General features: G+C 72.3%; 13 protein-coding genes. 8 read left to right on the plus strand and 5 right to left on the minus strand.

Annotated features, from left to right (window positions below; genetic code table 11):
* The 4 genes from AQJ54_RS31050 to AQJ54_RS31065 all read left to right on the plus strand — a co-directional run.
* Positions 1-764 (plus strand): aspartate kinase (locus AQJ54_RS31050; RefSeq protein WP_159055572.1); only part of this gene is annotated, 764 nt, incomplete at its 5' end.
* Positions 761-1,813, plus strand: coding sequence for an aspartate-semialdehyde dehydrogenase (locus AQJ54_RS31055; protein ID WP_062242752.1), 1,053 nt, complete (start codon positions 761-763; stop codon positions 1,811-1,813). The genes AQJ54_RS31050 and AQJ54_RS31055, both read left to right, overlap by 4 nt.
* A gap of 353 nt (positions 1,814-2,166) precedes the next feature.
* A complete protein-coding gene (locus AQJ54_RS31060; protein WP_078616578.1) occupies positions 2,167-2,823 on the plus strand; it encodes a SigE family RNA polymerase sigma factor in 657 nt (218 codons plus the stop codon).
* A 107-nt stretch (positions 2,824-2,930) separates the two neighbouring features.
* Entirely contained in the window at positions 2,931-3,956 is a 1,026-nt protein-coding gene (locus AQJ54_RS31065) for a hypothetical protein (RefSeq protein ID WP_062242754.1), read from the plus strand.
* Between the two features lie 34 nt (positions 3,957-3,990).
* Here AQJ54_RS31065 and AQJ54_RS31070 read toward each other — a convergent pair whose 3' ends face one another.
* Positions 3,991-4,821 (minus strand): SURF1 family protein, encoded by an 831-nt coding sequence (locus AQJ54_RS31070; protein WP_062242757.1) that lies wholly within the window; start codon positions 4,819-4,821, stop codon positions 3,991-3,993.
* A 43-nt stretch (positions 4,822-4,864) separates the two neighbouring features.
* Positions 4,865-5,239, minus strand: coding sequence for a nuclear transport factor 2 family protein (locus AQJ54_RS31075; RefSeq protein WP_062025992.1), 375 nt, complete (start codon positions 5,237-5,239; stop codon positions 4,865-4,867).
* Between the two features lie 151 nt (positions 5,240-5,390).
* Between AQJ54_RS31075 and AQJ54_RS31080 the strand changes: the two genes are divergently transcribed.
* The gene (locus AQJ54_RS31080) at positions 5,391-7,205 is read left to right on the plus strand and encodes a S9 family peptidase (RefSeq protein WP_062242762.1); all 1,815 of its coding nucleotides are present in this window, start codon (positions 5,391-5,393) and stop codon (positions 7,203-7,205) included.
* A gap of 188 nt (positions 7,206-7,393) precedes the next feature.
* Here AQJ54_RS31080 and AQJ54_RS31085 read toward each other — a convergent pair whose 3' ends face one another.
* Positions 7,394-9,304, minus strand: a complete 1,911-nt coding sequence (locus AQJ54_RS31085) for an NAD-binding protein (protein WP_062243058.1) — start codon at positions 9,302-9,304, stop codon at positions 7,394-7,396.
* A 222-nt stretch (positions 9,305-9,526) separates the two neighbouring features.
* On the opposite strand from AQJ54_RS31085, the gene AQJ54_RS31090 reads away from it, so the two are divergent.
* The 3 genes from AQJ54_RS31090 to AQJ54_RS31100 all read left to right on the plus strand — a co-directional run bounded on the left by AQJ54_RS31090 (position 9,527) and on the right by AQJ54_RS31100 (position 13,121).
* A complete protein-coding gene (locus AQJ54_RS31090) occupies positions 9,527-10,585 on the plus strand; it encodes a permease (protein ID WP_062025994.1) in 1,059 nt (352 codons plus the stop codon).
* A complete protein-coding gene (locus tag AQJ54_RS31095; RefSeq protein WP_062242766.1) occupies positions 10,582-11,385 on the plus strand; it encodes a TIGR03943 family putative permease subunit in 804 nt (267 codons plus the stop codon). The genes AQJ54_RS31090 and AQJ54_RS31095 overlap by 4 nt, the downstream gene beginning before the upstream one ends.
* A gap of 494 nt (positions 11,386-11,879) precedes the next feature.
* Positions 11,880-13,121, plus strand: coding sequence for an amidohydrolase family protein (locus AQJ54_RS31100; RefSeq protein ID WP_062242771.1), 1,242 nt, complete (start codon positions 11,880-11,882; stop codon positions 13,119-13,121).
* Here the strand turns inward: AQJ54_RS31100 and AQJ54_RS43945 are convergent.
* Positions 13,118-13,381 (minus strand): hypothetical protein, encoded by a 264-nt coding sequence (locus AQJ54_RS43945; RefSeq protein ID WP_248845469.1) that lies wholly within the window; start codon positions 13,379-13,381, stop codon positions 13,118-13,120. The two genes, AQJ54_RS31100 and AQJ54_RS43945, sit on opposite strands and share 4 nt — an antisense overlap.
* A 150-nt stretch (positions 13,382-13,531) precedes the next feature.
* The gene (locus AQJ54_RS31105; protein WP_063806471.1) at positions 13,532-17,737 is read right to left on the minus strand and encodes an nSTAND1 domain-containing NTPase; all 4,206 of its coding nucleotides are present in this window, start codon (positions 17,735-17,737) and stop codon (positions 13,532-13,534) included.
* Positions 17,738-18,032 lie beyond the last annotated feature (295 nt).

An 18,032-nucleotide genomic window follows, 5' to 3' on the forward strand; every position in this document is an offset into this window, starting at 1 on the left:
TCTACACCGACGTCGACGGCGTGTTCACCGCCGACCCGCGCGTGGTGAAGAAGGCGAAGAAGATCGACTGGATCTCCTTCGAGGACATGCTGGAGCTCGCCGCCTCCGGTTCGAAGGTGCTGCTCCACCGCTGTGTGGAGTACGCGCGCCGCTACAACATCCCGATCCACGTCCGGTCCAGCTTCAGCGGGCTTCAGGGCACCTGGGTCAGCAGTGAGCCGATCGAGCAAGGGGACAAGCAGGTGGAGCAGGCCATCATCTCCGGTGTCGCGCACGACACCTCCGAGGCCAAGATCACGGTCGTCGGCGTGCCGGACAAGCCGGGTGAGGCCGCGGTCATCTTCCGCACGATCGCGGACGCCGAGATCAACATCGACATGATCGTGCAGAACGTCTCCGCCGCCTCCACCGGGCTGACGGACATCTCGTTCACGCTTCCCAAGGCCGAGGGCCGCAAGGCCATCGACGCCCTGGAGAAGAACAAGTCCGGCATCGGCTTCGACTCGCTGCGCTACGACGACCAGATCGGCAAGATCTCCCTGGTCGGCGCGGGCATGAAGACCAACCCGGGCGTCACGGCGGACTTCTTCACCGCCCTGTCCGACGCGGGCGTGAACATCGAGCTGATCTCGACCTCCGAGATCCGCATCTCGGTCGTCACCCGCGCCGACGACGTCAACGAAGCCGTCCGCGCGGTCCACAGCGCCTTCGGCCTCGACTCCGACAGTGACGAGGCGGTCGTCTACGGCGGCACCGGACGATGACCGTCCGCCCGACGCTCGCGGTCGTAGGCGCGACCGGAGCCGTCGGCACGGTCATGCTCCAGATCCTGTCCCAGCACGCGGACATCTGGGGCGAGATCCGACTGATCGCCTCCCCGCGCTCGGCCGGCCGCAAGCTGGCCGTGCGCGGGGAGCAGGTCGAGGTGATCGCCCTGTCGGAGGAGGCCTTCGACGGGGTCGACGTCGCCATGTTCGACGTACCCGACGAGGTGGCCGCCCAGTGGGCGCCGGTCGCCGCCGCGCGCGGTGCCGTCGTCGTGGACAACTCCGGAGCCTTCCGGATGGACTCCGACGTGCCCCTCGTCGTCCCCGAGGTCAATCCGCACGCGGCCCGGATGCGGCCGCGCGGGATCATCGCCAACCCCAACTGCACGACCCTCTCCATGATCGTGGCCCTGGGCGCGCTGCACGCCGAGTTCGGGCTGCGGGAGCTGGTGGTGTCCAGCTACCAGGCCGTGAGCGGGGCCGGGCGGGCCGGGGTGGAGACCCTGCGCCGGCAGCTGTCCCTGGTCGCCGGCACCGAGCTCGGCACGCACCCCGGCGATGTGCGGCGGGCCGTCGGCGACCACACCGGGCCGTTCCCGGAGCCGGTCGCGCTGAACGTCGTGCCGTGGGCCGGGTCGCTGCGCGAGGACGGCTGGTCCTCGGAGGAGATGAAGGTGCGGGACGAGACCCGCAAGATCCTCGGACTGCCCGCGCTGCCGGTCGCCGTGACCTGTGTGCGGGTCCCGGTCGTCACCGTGCACTCCCTCACCGTGCACGCCCGCTTCGAGGGCGAGGTCACCGTCCGCAAGGCGCGCGAGATCCTCGCGACCGCCCCCGGGGTCGTCCTCTTCGACGATCCGGAGGCCGGGGAGTTCCCCACCCCCGCCGACGTGGTGGGCACCGATCCCACCTGGGTCGGGCGGGTCCGTCGGGCCCTCGACGACCCGACGGCACTCGAACTCTTCGTGTGCGGGGACAACCTCCGCAAGGGTGCCGCGCTCAACACCGCGCAGATCGCGGAGCTGGTGGCGGCCGAGTTCGGGTGACCGAACGCAGGTGTCGGCACGGAAAAAGTCCTGGCCATGGCCGAAACGCTTTGTAGGATCTGTGGGCGACATGTGGTGCGACCAATAGTCCGTACCACTTGATCCCGGCGCCCGGGCGTCCGAAGATTTTCCTCCCCGCTCTCCGCAACCGCGCGGAGGGCGGGGAGCGTCTTTGCGAACGCCCTTTCAGGGGGTGCGGGATGCGCGACGAGGCGTGGGGACGCCTCGCTCCATCAGGACACAGGGGAAGAGCGGGTAGGCATGAGCGCGTTTGACGCACGGTCAGTTGTGCTGCCTGAGAGAAGACGGTCAGGCGCGTACAACCCTCACGGGGGTGAGCGTGTCCAACTGGCGTGGCTCAGGTACTCGACTTCCCGGCCGCGCCGAGCGGCGCGGCCGTCCTCCGGCCCCGCAGGCCCGGGGCGCCCGGTGGCATGCCGGTGATCGCGCCCATGCCCGCAGCGCGGCCCGCCCGCATACCCAGTCAGCGCGACGGCGCCGAGGAAGCGGCGGCAGCCGGGACCACCGTCGACCACCTGACCGAGACCTACCGGGCGCACTACCGCTCGCTGCTGGGTCTCGCCGCCCTCCTGCTCGACGACACCGCCTCCTGCGAGGACGTCGTCCAGGAGGCCTTCATCCGCGTCCACTCGGCGCGCAAACGCGTCCGCGACCCCGAGAAGACGCTCGCCTACCTGCGGCAGACGGTCGTCAACCTCTCCCGTTCGGCCCTGCGCCGGCGCATCCTCGGACTGAAGCTGCTGTCCAAGCCGATGCCCGACATGGCGAGCGCCGAGGAGGGGGCCTACGACCAGCTGGAGCGGGACTCGCTGATCAAGGCCATGAAGGGCCTCCAGCGCCGCCAGCGCGAGGTGCTGGTCCTGCGCTACTTCGCCGACATGACCGAGGCCCAGGTCGCCGACGCGCTCGGCATCTCGCTGGGCTCCGTCAAGGCGTACGGCTCCCGGGGCATCGCCGCGCTGCGCGTCGCCATGGAGACGCCGGCATGAGCGGCGACAGTGGATCCGAGGAACGGCGCCACGAACCCTACGAGTGGCACGAGCCGACGTGGGGGTCACAGCAAGAGCACACGCAATCGCACGCTGGGAACGGAACTGTGAATCACGGCCCCGACGATCTGAGCTCCACGGGGGAGTTCGACTCGGACGAGCTGGCACTGCGACGGATGCTTCAGCAGGCGGTCCAGGAGATGGAGCCGCGGGACGGCACGCTGGAGCATCTGCGCAAGGCGGTGCCCGCCCGCCGGGCACGCAAGCGACAGGCACTGGTCGGCATGGCGGCCGCGGCGCTCTTCTTCGGCACCGCGATCCCGGCCGTCGTGCACGTCTCCTCCGCCAACACGAGCGCCAACACCTCCAACGCCGGGCACACCTCCCAGATGCAGGGCGGCGCGGGCGACGGCAAGCACCAGGACGGCGGCGAGTCCACCTCCGGCGGCTCCGCCGGCAAGGGCGAGGACAAGGGCAAGGGCGAGACGAAGGGCGAGGACAAGGGCAAGTCGGCCGGCGCGAGCGCCGGTGCGAGCAGCGGCGCCGACCCGTCGGCCACGTCCGCCGCGAGCACCCCGGCCTGTACGGCGGCGCAGCTGGGCACGCCCACGGCGAGCACCGCCGCGCCCGACGCCTCCGGCACGGTCTACGGCACCTTCCACATCACCAACGGCTCCACCGCCGCCTGCACGGTCAGCGGTCCCGGCACCGTGACCGCCAGCCCGCAGGGCGCCGCGGACGGGAGCAAGATCGTCGCGACGCGGCATGCCTCCGGCGACCCGGCGACCGGACTGCCCGATCCCTCGGCCGAGGTCTCGCAGCTGCTGCTCCAGCCCGGTTCCTCCTACGACGTGAAGTTCGCCTGGGTGCCGTCCGAGACCTGTCCCACCACGGACCCCTCGACCGACCCCACCCCCGATCCCACGTCCTCGCCGGACGCCTCCAGCAGTGCGGGCTCCTCCACCGGCGGCGACACCGGGACCTCCACCCAGCTGATGACCGCGGACGGCACGGCGGACGGCAGCGTCCTGGTGACCAACACGGGAGAGGCGGGCGGCCCGACGATGTCCACGACGGTCTCCAACGCGTGCGCGGGGACCGTGTACTGGACGGGTGTGCTCACGTCGTCCTGACGAAGGGTGACGGCGGTGACGGGGAAGGCGCTCCTCAGGCGGGCGTCTTCTCCTGGGACTGGCCCCGCTCTCCCTCTTCCTGGCTCGCCTGTTCCGGCTGTGCCTCGTCCGGGACGATCCCCAGTTCCGCGTCCCGGACGAACTCCACCTCGCGGCGCATCAGCCGGAACCACATGAAGACCACGAAGCCGGCGAAGACGAACCACTCCCCGGTGTAGCCGAGGTTCTGGAAGGCCTTCAGGTCCAGCCCGCTGTCGGCGGGCGCGGTCGCCGGCACCGCCTTCATCCCGGAGTCACCGGTGTTGAGGGTGACCCACGCGTCGTACACGTCGTACGGCACGAGGTTGATCAGCGAGGCCGCGCTGATCGCCGCGGTCTGCCCGGCCGGAAGCCCGCCCCGCGCGCTGACGCCGTTGTCCCCCGGGGTCTCGGAGGCCTGGAGCGCCCCGGTGACGGTGACCTCGCCCTTCGGCGGGGCCGGGGCCTTCGCCGGGTCGGGGGTGCCCGGCAGCCAGCCGCGGACCACGGGAAGGGCCTGGCCGCCGTCGGTGCGCAGCAGCGTCAGCACGTAGTAGCCCTGGCGGTCGCCCAGCTGCCGGTCGGGGACGAGCAGCTGCTTGTCGTACCGCCCGGTCGCGGTGACCTGCTTGCCGGAGGTCGCCTTGTCCACCGGGAGCAGCTCGGCCAGCGGCCGCGGGGCCTCCCGGACATCCGTGACGACCGCCTTCTCGGCCTCCCGGCTCTCCGTCATCCGGTCCTCGAACCGGCTCAGCTGCCACGACCCCATGAAGATGCAGAACGGGATGGCGAGCAGCACGAAGACGTTGATGCCGAACCAGCGGGGCGTCAGCAGAAACCGGTACACACTCCCACGGTACGGGGCCGCCCCGGGGCGAAGGGGCGCGGGGTCAGTACCGCTCGGTGAGGTGGTCCCGGCCCGCCGGGGGTTCGTACGGCTCCGGCCAGAAGTCCGTGACCGCGGATATGCGGCCGCTCGCGTCACCGGTGAAGAACGAGACGGCGTACATCTCCTCCAGGCCCACCGTGAAGTGGGTCCAGGTGACGACCTGGGACGGTTCGGCGACGATCCGCTCGATCCGCACGTGCCAGTCGCCCGGGTACTCCCGGTTGAACTCGGTGTACCGCGCCCGCCCGCTGATGCGCTCGCGGGTCTGCGGCAGGGTGTAGACGACGTCCTCGGCCAGGGTGTCCGCGAACGCGCTCCAGTCCCGGGCCTCGGCGAAGGCCCAGAAATTCTCCACGGTCTTGCGCAGATCGGTCATGCGGACGAGTCTGCACCCCGCCACTGACAATCGGCCCGGAGCGGGCTCGCGGGCCTGGTGGGAAGGGGTCCGGGTAAGCGGCCGGTAGAAGTTTTCCACAGGCTGGGGACCTCGTCTGCGGATTGTCTGTGAGGGCAGGCAGTATGGGGTCATGACTGAGAGCAACGGGTCCGCCGCGGCCGAGCGGAACAACGAGATGCCGGACTGGGAGAAGCGCTTCCGGGCGCCCCGGGTGTCCCTGCCCGACTGGGCGGAGGACGCCCCGGACCGCTCCTTGTTCGTCTCCAACGCCACCGGGACCTACGAGCTGTACGCCTGGGACAGAGCCACCGGCGAGCAGCGCCAGGTGACGGACCGGCCCAACGGCACCACGGACGGCGTGCTCTCCCCGGACGGCGCCTGGATCTGGTGGTTCGACGACAAGGACGGCGACGAGTTCGGCGTCTGGCGCCGCCAGCCCTTCGAGGGCGGCCCGGACGAGCCGGCCGCACCGGGCCTTGCGGCCTCCTACCCCGCGGGCCTGGCCCTGGGCCGGGACGGCCGTACGGCGGTCGTGGGCCGCTCGACCGACGACGAGGGCACCTCCATCCATCTCGTCCGGGACGGCGAGGAGCCGGTGGAGATCTACCGGCACCGCGAGTCGGCGGGCGTCGGTGACCTCTCCCACGACGGCACGCTGATCGCGATCGAGCACACCGAGCACGGCGACGCGATGCACTCCGCGCTGCGCGTGGTCCGCCCCGACGGCACCGCGGTCGCCGAACTCGACGACACCAAGGGCGGCAGCGAGGAACTGGGCCTGGAGGTCCTCGGCTTCGCGCCGGTCGTCGGGGACGGCCGGCTGCTCATCGGCCACCAGCGGCGCGGCCGTTGGGAACCGCTGGTGTGGGACGTGACCACGTCCGAGGAGACCGACCTCGACCTGGACCTGCCCGGCGACGTGGGCGCCGAGTGGTACCCGGACGGCACCGGCCTGCTCATCGTGCACAGCTTCGAGGCGCGCAGCGAGCTCTTCCGGTACGACCTGGCGAGCGGCACCCTCGAGAAGGTCCCCACCCCGCCGGGCTCCGTGTCCGGGGCGACGGCCCGCCCCGACGGCAGCGTGGAGTACCTGTGGTCCTCGGCCGCCGAGCCATCGGCGGTGCGCTCCACTACGGGCCGGGTGGTGCTGGACCCGCCCGGCCTGAAGTCCCCCGGCTCGGTGCCGGTGGAGGACGTGTGGGTGGAGGGCCCGGGGGGCCGTATCCACGCCCTGGTCCAGAAGCCCGCCGGGGCGAGCGGACCGCTGCCGACGGTCTTCGACATCCACGGCGGCCCGACCTGGCACGACAGCGACGCGTTCGCGGCGGGCCCCGCGGCCTGGGTGGACCACGGGTACGCGGTCGTCAGGGTCAACTACCGCGGTTCCACGGGATACGGGCGGGAGTGGACCGACGCCCTCAAGCACCGGGTCGGTCTCATCGAGCTGGAGGACATCGCGGCGGTGCGGGAATGGGCCGTCGCCTCCGGCTTCGCCGACCCCGCGCGGCTCGTCCTGACCGGCGGCTCCTGGGGCGGCTACCTCACCCTCCTCGGCCTCGGCACCCAGCCGGAGGCGTGGACCCTGGGCATCGCGGCGGTGCCCGTCGCCGACTACGTCACGGCGTACCACGACGAGATGGAGGCGCTGAAGGCGATGGACCGGACGCTGCTCGGCGGCACACCGGAGGAGGTGCCGGAGCGGTTCGAGGCGTCGTCGCCCCTGACCTACGTCGACCAGGTGAAGGCGCCGGTGTACATCTCGGCGGGGGTGAACGACCCCCGGTGCCCGATCCGCCAGGTCGACAACTACGTTAAGCGGCTGGAGTCCCGCGGCGCGGTCCACGAGGTGTACCGCTACGACGCGGGCCACGGCTCACTCGTGGTGGACGAGCGGATCAAGCAGGTGAAGCTGGAACTGGACTTCGCGGCGAGGCATTTGGGGTAGCAGGGGAGGAGTTTCGTCCGCGGGTGCGTGGGGGCTGGTCGCGCACCCGCGGCGGAGCCGCTGATGTCACAGCCGCGCCTGCCAAGGGGCGTTCGGTCAGGTCTTCAGGGGCGCGGGGAACGGCGCGACCAGCCCCCACGCACCCGCACCCGCACAACGACCTGACCCGGCGCGCACTTCACCCACCGCTACGTCCCCACCCGTCCCCGCCGCCCCAGCAACTCCGCCAGCCCCCGCCGCGTCGCCGCCAGCACCACCCGGTCCGACGGCTGGAGCACATACGTGTCCGGCAGGTCCCACGTCAGTCCCGGCGCGTCCCCGGACTCCTCCCGGGCCAGCACCCGCCAGGACCCCGCCCGGAACGCCTGCCCGACCGTCTTCCCCTCCAGCTGCGGATGCCCGCCCACCTCCACCGCCGCGAACAGCAGCACCCGCCGTTCGACGGGGAAGGCCCCCAGGATCTGTCGCCCCATCATCGCCCCGGCGAACGCGGGCGCCGCGAGGTGCGACACACTCCGGCTCCGCGTCGAGGCACCCGGGTGCGCGGCCCGCAGGGTCCGGTACACCGCCGTCGCGAAGTCGTCGTCGTACAGGCGGAGCACCACCCGCAGGTCGGGTCGCACGGCCCGCGCGTACAGCACGGCCTCCAGATTCGTGGTGTCCGCGCTGGTCACCGCGAGGAGTGCGTGCGCGCGGTGGATCTTGGCGGCCTCCAGGACTCCCTCCTGAGTGACGTCCCCGAGGACCACCGGCACTCGCAGCCGCCGGGCCGTGGCGAGTCCGCGGGCCTCGGGGTCCGACTCGACGCAGACCACCGGGATGTTCAGTTCCCGCAGCCGGGTCAGCACCCGGGTGCCGATCTTGCCGAGCCCGAGGAGCACCACATGTCCACCGAGACCGCGGGGCGGTTTGCGCAGGGAGGAGACGGTGCGGAAGGTGCCGAGCGCCTCCAGGACCGCCGCGAGCAGCACCGGGAGGAGGAGCAGTCCGGCTAATCCGGACAAGAGTTGGAGGATCTGCCTCCCGACGGACTGTCCGATCGCGGGATCGTCGATCGCGAACAGGTCGAGCAGGGTCAGATAGAAGGCGCGCAGCGGATGGATCCCGGTCACCAGCCACAGCGCGACGGCGAGCGCGACCACACACCCCACCATGCCGGCCAGCGACCACCGCAGCCGCCGCGAGAACAGGGACGCGAACCAGGGCATCACGCCCCGGCCGTCGGGCAGCGCGGGTCCGGCGTAGGAGACCTGCTCCAGCACGACGGTCGTGCGCTCACCGCCGTCCCGTACCGCCGCCGCGTCCGGCAGCAGCGTCGGTCCCTGGTCACCGCCGGGTCCGGTGGTGCCGGTGGGGTCGGTCGGCGAGAGCAGGGCGAGCGTGGCAAGACCCGGAGCGGCGCTCACCCCGGCCCCGGCGGGCGGCCGTTCCACCGCGCGCAGCAGCAGGCCGCCGGTCTGGAGCACCTTGCTGGTGCCGGTGAGGGCGGTGGCGGCCAGCGCCGGCGCGGCGGTGTCGGCGTCGGAGAGCACGGTGGTGGAGGCGTCGAAGCCGGAGCCGTCGGCCGAGTCGCCGTCCGCGCTCCCGGCGGCCAACGCGGCGGCCTGGTCGAGGAGCGCCTCGATGTGCTGGCCGAGGCGGCGGTTGTAGAGCCGCAGGACCAGCCGCAGCCGGGGGTTGAGCCGGCGGGCGGTGAGGGCGGCGCGGATGTTGGTCTCGTCGTCGTCGTACACGAGGGCGAGCGCGTCCGCCCGTTCCACCCCCGCCTCGGCGAGCGCGGCCTCGCTGGGCTCGGCGGCCTCCATCAGCCGTATGCCACCCCGGGGGTCACCACCGGTGCCGCTCGCGTGCGCGGGGCTGCCGTGGCCCCCGGTGGCTCCGGCGCCCCCGTTGCCCCCTGCGGTCCCGTTGCCGGTCAGGCCGACGGCCGCGGTCACCACCCGGTCGAGCAGCGCGGACGCGGCTCTGGTCCGCACCACCACCGGTGGCCGGACGGATCGTTCGGAGGCCGGTACGACCAGCGTGACCTGCTCGCCGTAGACCCCTCTGAGCTCGGCAGCCAACCGGTGCGCGAGCCCGTCGTCCCCGCACACCACCATGTGCGCGGCCGTGTCGCCCGGCACTCCGGGACCCTGGTTCGGAACGCTCCCCACGAGGGAGAAGACTGCCTCACCGGGGCGGGTGGTGCCACGACCGGGTCCTGACGCTCCCGTGAACTCCCAAGAAATCCCCAAAACGCCGCGCACACTGAGCAATCGGACCCGTTCCCCCGTACGCACCGGTGGGGAAGCCAGCATTTCACCACCGGAGGGATCCCGGCCGTGGCCGTCACCAAAGCACCCCCGCAGCCGCGGGACACCGGCGAGGAGCTCCGGCCCCAGTCGCCCCCGGCACCTTCCCCGGCGCCGTCCCGTGCGCCGGACGCGGAGACGCGGCGGCTCGACTCCCCCCTCGCGCTGACCCTGTTGATGCTCCTGGTGGTGCTCTGCCAGGGCCCGATCCGCGCGGCGCTAGGCGCGCCGGTGATGCAGAGCTGGATGACGGTGTTCGTCGCCGTGCTCGTCCAGGCGCTGCCCTTCCTGGTGCTCGGAGTGCTGCTCTCGGCGGCGATCGCGGTGTTCGTGCCGCCGTCGTTCTTCGCCCGCGCACTGCCGAGCAACCCCGTTCTCGCGGTGCCGGTGGCCGGGGTGGCGGGCGCGGTGCTGCCGGGTTGCGAGTGCGCGTCCGTGCCGGTGGCGGGGGCGCTGGTGCGGCGCGGTGTCACCCCGGCGGCGGCCCTCGCCTTCCTGCTCTCCGCCCCGGCGGTCAACCCGATCGTGCTGACGGCGACCGCGGTGGCCTTCCCGCGCAATCCCGAGATGGTGGTGGCCCGGCTGGTCGGGAGCCTGCTGGTGGCCTGCGCGATGGGCTGGCTGTGGCTGCGCCTGGGCCGCGCCGACCTGATCAAGGCACCGGCCCGGCACGCGTACGAGGGCCAGGGCAAGGGCGCCGCCTTCTGGGGCTCGGTGCGGCACGACGTGGTGCACGCGGGCGGCTTCCTGGTCGTGGGCGCGATGGCGGCGGCGACGCTGAAGGCGGTGGTCCCGCAGACGTGGTTGCGTACGGCGGCGGAGAACCCGGTGATCGCCGTGCTGGCCCTCGCCGGGCTTGCCGTGGTGCTGTCGATCTGCTCGGAGGCGGACGCGTTCGTGGCCGCCTCGCTCACCCAGTTCTCGCTGACCGCGCGGCTGACCTTCCTGGTCGTCGGCCCGATGATCGACCTCAAGCTGTTCGCGATGCAGACCGGCACCTTCGGCCGCGCCTTCGCCCTGCGTTTCGCCCCGGCCACCCTCGCGCTGGCGATCGTGGGCTCGGTCCTGACCGGGTGGGTGCTGCTGTGAACCGACAGGCACAGTCCGCGATCCTGTTCGTCCTCGGCGCGGCCCTCCTGCACGCGGGCCTCACCGACCTCTACCTGCGGTACGTCAAGGCGGGGTTGCGTCCGCTGGTCCTGGCGGCGGGGGTGGTGCTGATCGTGACGGCGGTGGCGACGGCCTGGTACGAGTGGCGGGCCGACGCGAAGCGCAAGGAGCACCACGGAGAGCAGCCGCAGGAGGAGGGGGCCCATCACGAGGGGGCTCATCACGAAAGGGCTCATGAGGAGGGGGCCCATGAGGAGGGGGCGCACGTCCATCGCGAACCGCGCGTCTCCTGGCTGCTGGTCCTGCCCCTCTTCGCCCTCATCCTCGTCGCCCCGCCGGCCCTCGGCTCCTACAGCGCGATGCGCACGGGTACGGCACTTCAGCAGGCGTACGGCTATCAGAAGCTCCCCGCGTCCGGCCCGCTGCGGCTGGGTCTTGCCGACTACGCGGGCCGGGCGGTCTACGAGCACGGCAAGGGGCTCACCGGACGGCCGATCACCGTCACGGGGTTCGTCGCCCTGGACCACTCCGGTGCGCCCTACCTGGTCCGCATGGCCCTCAACTGCTGTGCGGCGGACGCGCAGCCGGTCAAGATCGGCCTGACGGGGCAGGTCCCGCCGGTCCTCAAGCCGGACGGCTGGTTGCAGGTCACCGGCACCTACACCGCCAAGCGGACCAAGGACGCGGTCAACGGCGGCCCCATCCCCTACCTCCAGGTCACCGCGGCCAAGCCGGTACCGACCCCGTCCGACCCGTACGACGAGACCTGGAACAACTGATCGCCGCTTGCCGTGATTCACCGGTCAGGCGCGTCCCGGCGGAGACGGCAGTCGGCCCGACTTGCTGTGAATGAGCGGCTGAGGTGACGTTCCGGGCCGGGCCGACTTCATTTGCGGTGCCCCCTTGCCCGGCCGCCCCGGCTTGCCGTGATCGTGCGACTGTTGCGACTGCTGCGACCGCGTCGACTTCGGTTGCGAGGACGGTTCGTTCGGGATGCGCGTCCCGCCTGCCCTCCCGCCTGACCGACCGGTTGGCTGTGTCCGCCCGGTCGCGCCGACGTTGTGCGCGGTGACCGGGCCCTGCCACGCCGACCTCGCCCCCCCCCGCCCCGCCCCGCCCCCTTGCCTTCCACCCCCACCCGGTCTCACCCCACCGCCCGCTCCCTGTGCCCCCGGCTGCCCCCGCTCGCCCCTTGCCGATGCCGATCCCTCCCCCTAGCCTGCAATCTGACGACCCATCAGATTCTCATCAGAAACCGGCTAGGGGGCAGGCAATGGCCGTCACCACCGAGAGCGGGACCGGATCCGGACCCGGACCTGGCAGCAGGGACATCCCGAGAGTCATCAGCGTGGACGACCACGTGATCGAACCCGCGCACCTCTTCGAGACCTGGCTCCCGGCCAAGTACCGGGACAGGGGGCCGAAGCCGCTCACCGCCGGCATCGGGGAGCTCGCGTACGTCGGCGGGAAGTACCGGTTCACCACCGACCCGGAAGGGCAGCTCACGGACTGGTGGGAGTACGAGGGCCTCCTCTTCCCGTACAAGCGGATCATCGCGGCCGTCGGCTTCTCGCGGGACGAGATGACGCTCGACGGGATCACCCGGGAGCAGATGCGCAAGGGGTGCTGGGATCCCAAGGCCAGGATCGAGGACATGGAGATGAACCATGTCGAGGCCTCCCTCTGCTTCCCCACCTTCCCCCGCTTCTGCGGGCAGACCTTCGCCGAGGCCCAGGACAAGGAGGTCGGACTCGCCTGCGTACGCGCCTACAACGACTGGATGGTCGAGGAGTGGTGCGGGGACAGCGGCGGCCGGCTGATCCCGCTGTGCCTGATCCCGCTGTGGGACGTCGAGCTGGCCGTCGCGGAGATCCGCCGTAACGCCGAACGCGGTGTCAGGGCCGTCACCTTCAGCGAGATCCCGACCCATCTGGGACTGCCGTCGATCCACTCCGGCTACTGGGACCCGTTCTTCGCGGCGTGCGAGGAGACCGGGACGGTCGTCAACATGCACATCGGCAGCAGCTCCCAGATGCCGGCCGCCTCACCGGACGCCCCGCCCGCCGTCCAGGCGTCCCTGTCCTTCAACAATGCCATGGCCTCGATGATGGACTTCCTGTTCAGCGGGGTGCTGGTGAGGTTCCCCCGGCTGAAACTGGCGTACAGCGAGGGCCAGATGGGCTGGATCCCGTACGCCCTGGAACGCGCCGACGACGTCTGGGAGGAGCACCGGGCCTGGGGCGGGGTGAAGGACCTGATCCCGGAGCCGCCCTCGACGTACTACTACCGGCAGATCTTCTGCTGCTTCTTCCGCGACCGGCACGGAATCGAGGCCATCGAGACCGTCGGCGTGGACAACGCGACCTTCGAGACCGACTACCCGCACGTCGACTCGACCTGGCCGCACACCAAGAAGGTCGCCGAGGAGCATGTGGCCGGGCTCCCGGACGAGGTGATCTACAAGCTGATGCGGGGCAACGCGATCCGCATGCTCGACCTCGACTTCGACCGCTAGCCGCCGCCGCGGGACCAGCCGGCCGTGGGATCGGCCTCCAGCCCCGTCAGGTCATGGGCGAGCGGGCCCGGGGTGAGCTGGTCGCCGGTGTCCAGGACCTTCACGTACGACCGCTCGCGTGCGCGAGTGCGAACGTGCGGGTGACCTCCGGTCCGCCGGGGCCGCCCCTGGCGGAAGGTCACCGGTGGGCCGTCGGGGACGTACGGGTGCACCTCGTCCGTACGGCCGTTGTGGTCGTCATGGGCACCCCCCAGCCGCAAACGCGGGCCGTGAACGAAAAGACCCGACCGCTGGCGACGGGGGATGCACCAGCGGTCGGGCTGTGGCCAAGACTAACAAGGCAAATGGAACAGCGGGAGCGGACTGCTCAGCCGGGGGGAGAAGTTGTGATCGGGATCACGTCATATGCCTCAGGCGCACGGAGGATCGTACGAGAGCCGCGGCAGGTACTCCTCCCACTCCTGGCGGCTCAGGACGTTCCCGGTGGTGGCGCAGATGCGGTCGATCGCGTCGTCGACGTCGAGGTCCCACAGCCGGATCGTGTCCGAGCCGCTGGACACCCCGAGCATGCGGCTGTTGGGGCTGAACGAGAGGAAGTTGCCGGTCTTGGCGTTGGGGCTCATCGACTGCCCGATGGGGCCCGCCGCGGACGGGTCGGCCACGTCCCAGAGCCGGACCGTGTTGTCGTTGCCGCCACTGGCCAGCCTGGCGCCGTCGCGGCTGTACGTCAGTGACACGACCGCCTCGGTGTGCCCGGTGAGGGCGGTACCCGTCTGCGCGGCGTGCGGGGGATCGGCCACGGCCCAGAGCCGGACCGTGTCGTCGTTGCCGCCGCTGGCCAGGGTGTGCCCGTCCGGGCTGAAGACCACCGCGTTGACGGGCCCGTCATGCCCGGTGAGGGGCTTGCCGAGCGGAGTCGTCTCACGGGCCGGGCCCGTGATCCTCCAGAGCCGGATCGTGCCGTCCGCGCTTCCGCTGGCCAGCGTGCGGCCGTCCGGGCTGAACGCGAGGCTGTTGATGTACCCCCGGTGACCGGCGACCGGACCGTGGGAGACCGGGTGGGCCGGATCGGACACGTCCCACAGCTGGAAGGTGCGGCCGTCGTAGGCCGTGGCCATGGTGCGTCCGTCGGGACTGAACGCCAGAGCGTCCGGGCCCATGAACCGGGAGCGCAGCACGAGCGCCGGACCGTAGGGGACCGGACGGGCCGGGTCGGTGACGTTCCACAGGTGGACCCGGCCGACGGCGAGCACCGCGAGGATGCGGCCGTCGGGGGAGAACTGCACCCGGGAGTCCGGGTCGCGCACCTCGGGGGTGAACGGCTCGCCGAGCGCCACCGGCCGGGCCGGGTCCGTCACCTTCCACAGCCGGATCCGGCCGTCCCGCCCGGACGTGGCGAGCACCTTGCCGTCCCGCCGGAACGCCCCGCTGCTGCCCACCATGTCTCCGCGCGGGATCGACCACAGGCGCACCTTGCTGTCGCCGCTGCCGGTGGCGAGGGTGCGGCCGTCCGGGCTGAAGCCCAGCGCGTACATCTCCCCGCTGCTCCCGGCGAGCGGCTCGCCGACCTGCGAGGGGTACGCCGGGTCGCTCACGTTCCACAGGCTCGCCGTGCTGTCCGCGCTGGCCGCGGCGAGCGTGCTGCCGTCGGGGCTGAAGGCCACGGACCAGATGGGCCCCGCGTGGCCGGTCAGCGGCGAGCCGATGGGGCCGGCCGCGGACGGATCGGCCACGTCCCACAGCCGGACGGTGTCGTCCGCGCTGCCGCTCGCCAGCTCGGTCCCGTCCGGGCTGAAGGCGACCGAGTGCACCAGACCGGTGTGCCCCGCGAGAGCACGGTCGTACGCCTTCGGGTGGCGCGGGTCCGTGGTGTTCCACAGCCGAATCGTTTTGTCATCGCCCGCGGACGCCAGCGTGCGCCCGTCCGGACTCCACGCCACGGACCGCACCGCGGCCCCGGACCCGGTCAGGACCCCGAGGGGCTTGGGCCGCGCCCGGTCACCCAGATCCCACAGGCGTACGGTCCGGTCCTCACCGGCGGAGGCCAGGGTGCGCCCGTCCGGGCTGAACGCGATCAGGTAGATGGTGCCGCGATGGCCGGTCAGGGGAGCGCCGAGGGACTTCGGGTGCCCGGGGTCCCGGAGGTCCCACAACCGGATCTGCCCGTCGTCGCCCGCACCGGCCAGCGTCCTGCCGTCCGGGCTGAACACCGCACTGCTCACCCAGCTCGTGCCACCGGCGAGGGGGGCGCCGAGCGCCTCGGGGTGCCGGCGGTCGCGCACGTCCCACAGCCGTACGGTCCGGTCGTAGCCGGCGGTCGCCAGGAGCTTGCCGTCCGGGCTGAACGAGGTGAGGTACACGGCACCGGTGTGGCCGGACAGCGGGGTGGCCAGCGGCGCGTTGACGATGGAGATCAGCCGGGTGTTGGTGCCCTCGTCGTCGGGCCGCAGCTTGTGCGCGACCAGGTCGATCCGGGCGGACAGCGAGGGATCCGTGTACTGGACGCGGTCCGCCTCCGCGACGACCTGCTCGAACACGGCGTCGTTGCGCTGCTGCCAGGCGACCACCGCGGACCCCACGGCCACCATCGCGAGGACCACCAGCGCCGACACCGCGCCCCGGGCGATCAGGACCGTGCGCCGGCGTAGCCGGACCGAGGCGGCCAGGAACTCCACCGCGCTGCGGGTCAGATAAGTGTCCCCGGCGGACTTCGCCCACGTCCGGGCCTGCTCCAGCCGCGAACCCCGGTACAGGAGCGAGGAGTCGCGGTTCGAGCCCTCCCAGAACCGGCCGTCCTCCTCGATGCGCTGGCGCAGCAGATGGTCGCTGCGGTCCTCGTCGATCCACTCGCGCAGCCTCGGCCACGCCGTCAGCAGGGCCTCGTGGGTGATCTCCACGGTCTCCGCGTCCAGCGTCACCAGCCGGGCGCGCACCAGCGCCTCCAGCGACTCCTCGGTCTTGCCCGGATCGCTGGACTCCGCGGCCAGCTCCCGCCGGGTACCGCGCCGACGGGTCGTCCGGGTGTCCTCGCCGAGCCGCACCAGCCGCAGCAGCAGCAACCGGGCCGCCGTACGCGCCGCCGGGTCCAGACCGGACCAGGCCCGCTCCGCGGTCGCCGCGACCGCGCCCTGGATACCGCCGGCCGCGCGATAGCCGGCCACGGTCAGCCGACCGCCCTTGCGGCGCTGCCAGGTCGCGAGCAGGGCGTGCGAGAGCAGCGGCAGCACACCCGCGCCGTGCTCCCCGGCGGTTCGGAAGGCGGGGGAGGCCCGGAAGGTGGGGGAGCTCCGGAAGGCGGGGGAGGCCCCGAAGGTGGGGGAGCTCCGGAAGGTGGGGGAGGCGCCGCCCCCGCGGGGGGTGTCGGCGCTCACCTCTTGCACGATCAGCTCCGCGAGCCCCGGCTCCAGCTCCAGACCCACGGCCCGGGCCGGACCGGCCACCGCCTCACGCAGCTCCGCGCCGGTCAGCGGCCCGAGCACCATGTGCCGGTGCTGGAGCGCGTCCGCCAGCTCGGGGTGGTCGAGACAGCGCTCGTAGAAGTCGGCGCGGATGCCGAGGAGCACCAGGGCGGGGGCTTCGGCGCCCGGCCCGGCGGGGGTGCAGGCGGCGTGCAGCAGCTGGATGAAGGTACGCCGGGCGGCCTCGTCCGAGCAGAGCGTGAACGCCTCCTCGAACTGGTCCACGATCACGACCGGCGGGGCGGCGGAACCCGCGCGCCGGGCCCACGAGGCCACCGCGTCCCGGGCGGCGTCGGCGAGACCGGAAGGGTGGTCGGTGGGGCCGGTGCCGGCGGAACGGGCAGGGTGGTCGGTCCTGCTGGTCTCGGCGAGACGGGCAGGGTGGTCGGTGGGGCCGGTGCCGGCGAGACGGGCAGGGGGATCGGTCCTGCCGGTGTCGGCCGTTCTGCTCTCGGCCGTGCCGACGTCGGCCGCGGCGACGACCGCGGCCAGCTCGGGTATACGACGGGTCAGTTCGGCGAGCGGATCGGCGCCCGGCACCAGCTGGAGCACGGTCCGGCCGCCGCCCTCCCCGTCCGGCGCGCCCTCCTCCAGGGCGGTCACCAGACCGGCGTTGAGCAGCGAGGACTTGCCCGCGCCCGAGGCGCCCACGAGCATCACCAGACCGCCGATGCCGGTCTCGGCGGCCGAGCGGAGCAGCTTGACGAGTGCCTCCGTGCTGCGCTCCCGGCCGAAGAACCAGCGCGCGTCCTCCTGCCGGTAGGGAGCCAGACCGCGGTAGGGGCAGACACCGGCCGGAGCCTCCGCCTGCTGCGCCCCCTCGTCCTCCTCCGGCGCCACCGCCCGCTCCCACAGCCGCTGCCACTGGGTGAGGTCGTACAGTCCGGCCGAGACGGGGGTGGGACTGAGACGCCGGGCTTCGGGAATGAGGATGTGCAGCACGGCCGCGAGCGCGGTGAACTGAGCGGGTACGTTACGGGCCCGGCGCCAGTCGCTGATGCGCTGGGCCGACACCCGTACGGGCCGCCCGCGCTCGTCGACCCGCTGGAGCCGGCCGACGCCCTCGGACACCCGCTTGAGGGGCGGATTCCCTGCCTCTCGGTACAGCAGGGCGAGACGCTCCGCGAAGGCCGTGCGTGTCCCTGAGTCGGAACTCAAGGTCTTCCACCCCTTACTTCCCTCGCGGTTGAATCCGGACCGGAAAACTCACCCTATACGGCTGACCTGCGGCAACGCACCGTCTCCGGAACCGGAACCTCCTCATGGAGCCCCTCGGCTGGCAGGATCGTGACTCCGCGGCGCAGCCCTCGGGCGACGCCCTGACACCGACCTCCAGGTCACCGTTCGGGCCACCGTCCGGGGCACGGTTCGGGCCACCGTCCAGGTCACCGTTCGGGTGCCTCGCGCGCCATCCGGCGCGCCGGAAGCTTTCCGCCACATTCCCCCCACGGTC

This window comes from Streptomyces griseorubiginosus (assembly GCF_001514195.1).
GTDB lineage: Bacteria > Actinomycetota > Actinomycetes > Streptomycetales > Streptomycetaceae > Streptomyces > Streptomyces griseorubiginosus.

What these genes read in the sequence shown, in the direction of transcription:
- AQJ54_RS31085 (WP_062243058.1), bottom strand. Translation starts at nt 9,304, where the DNA reads ATGGTGGTGTGCGGGGACGACGGGCTCGCGCACCGGTTGGCTGCCGAG.
- AQJ54_RS31080 (WP_062242762.1), top strand. Translation starts at nt 5,391, where the DNA reads ATGACTGAGAGCAACGGGTCCGCCGCGGCCGAGCGGAACAACGAGATG.
- AQJ54_RS31100 (WP_062242771.1), top strand. Translation starts at nt 11,880, where the DNA reads ATGGCCGTCACCACCGAGAGCGGGACCGGATCCGGACCCGGACCTGGC.
- AQJ54_RS31055 (WP_062242752.1), top strand. Translation starts at nt 761, where the DNA reads ATGACCGTCCGCCCGACGCTCGCGGTCGTAGGCGCGACCGGAGCCGTC.
- AQJ54_RS31075 (WP_062025992.1), bottom strand. Translation starts at nt 5,239, where the DNA reads ATGACCGATCTGCGCAAGACCGTGGAGAATTTCTGGGCCTTCGCCGAG.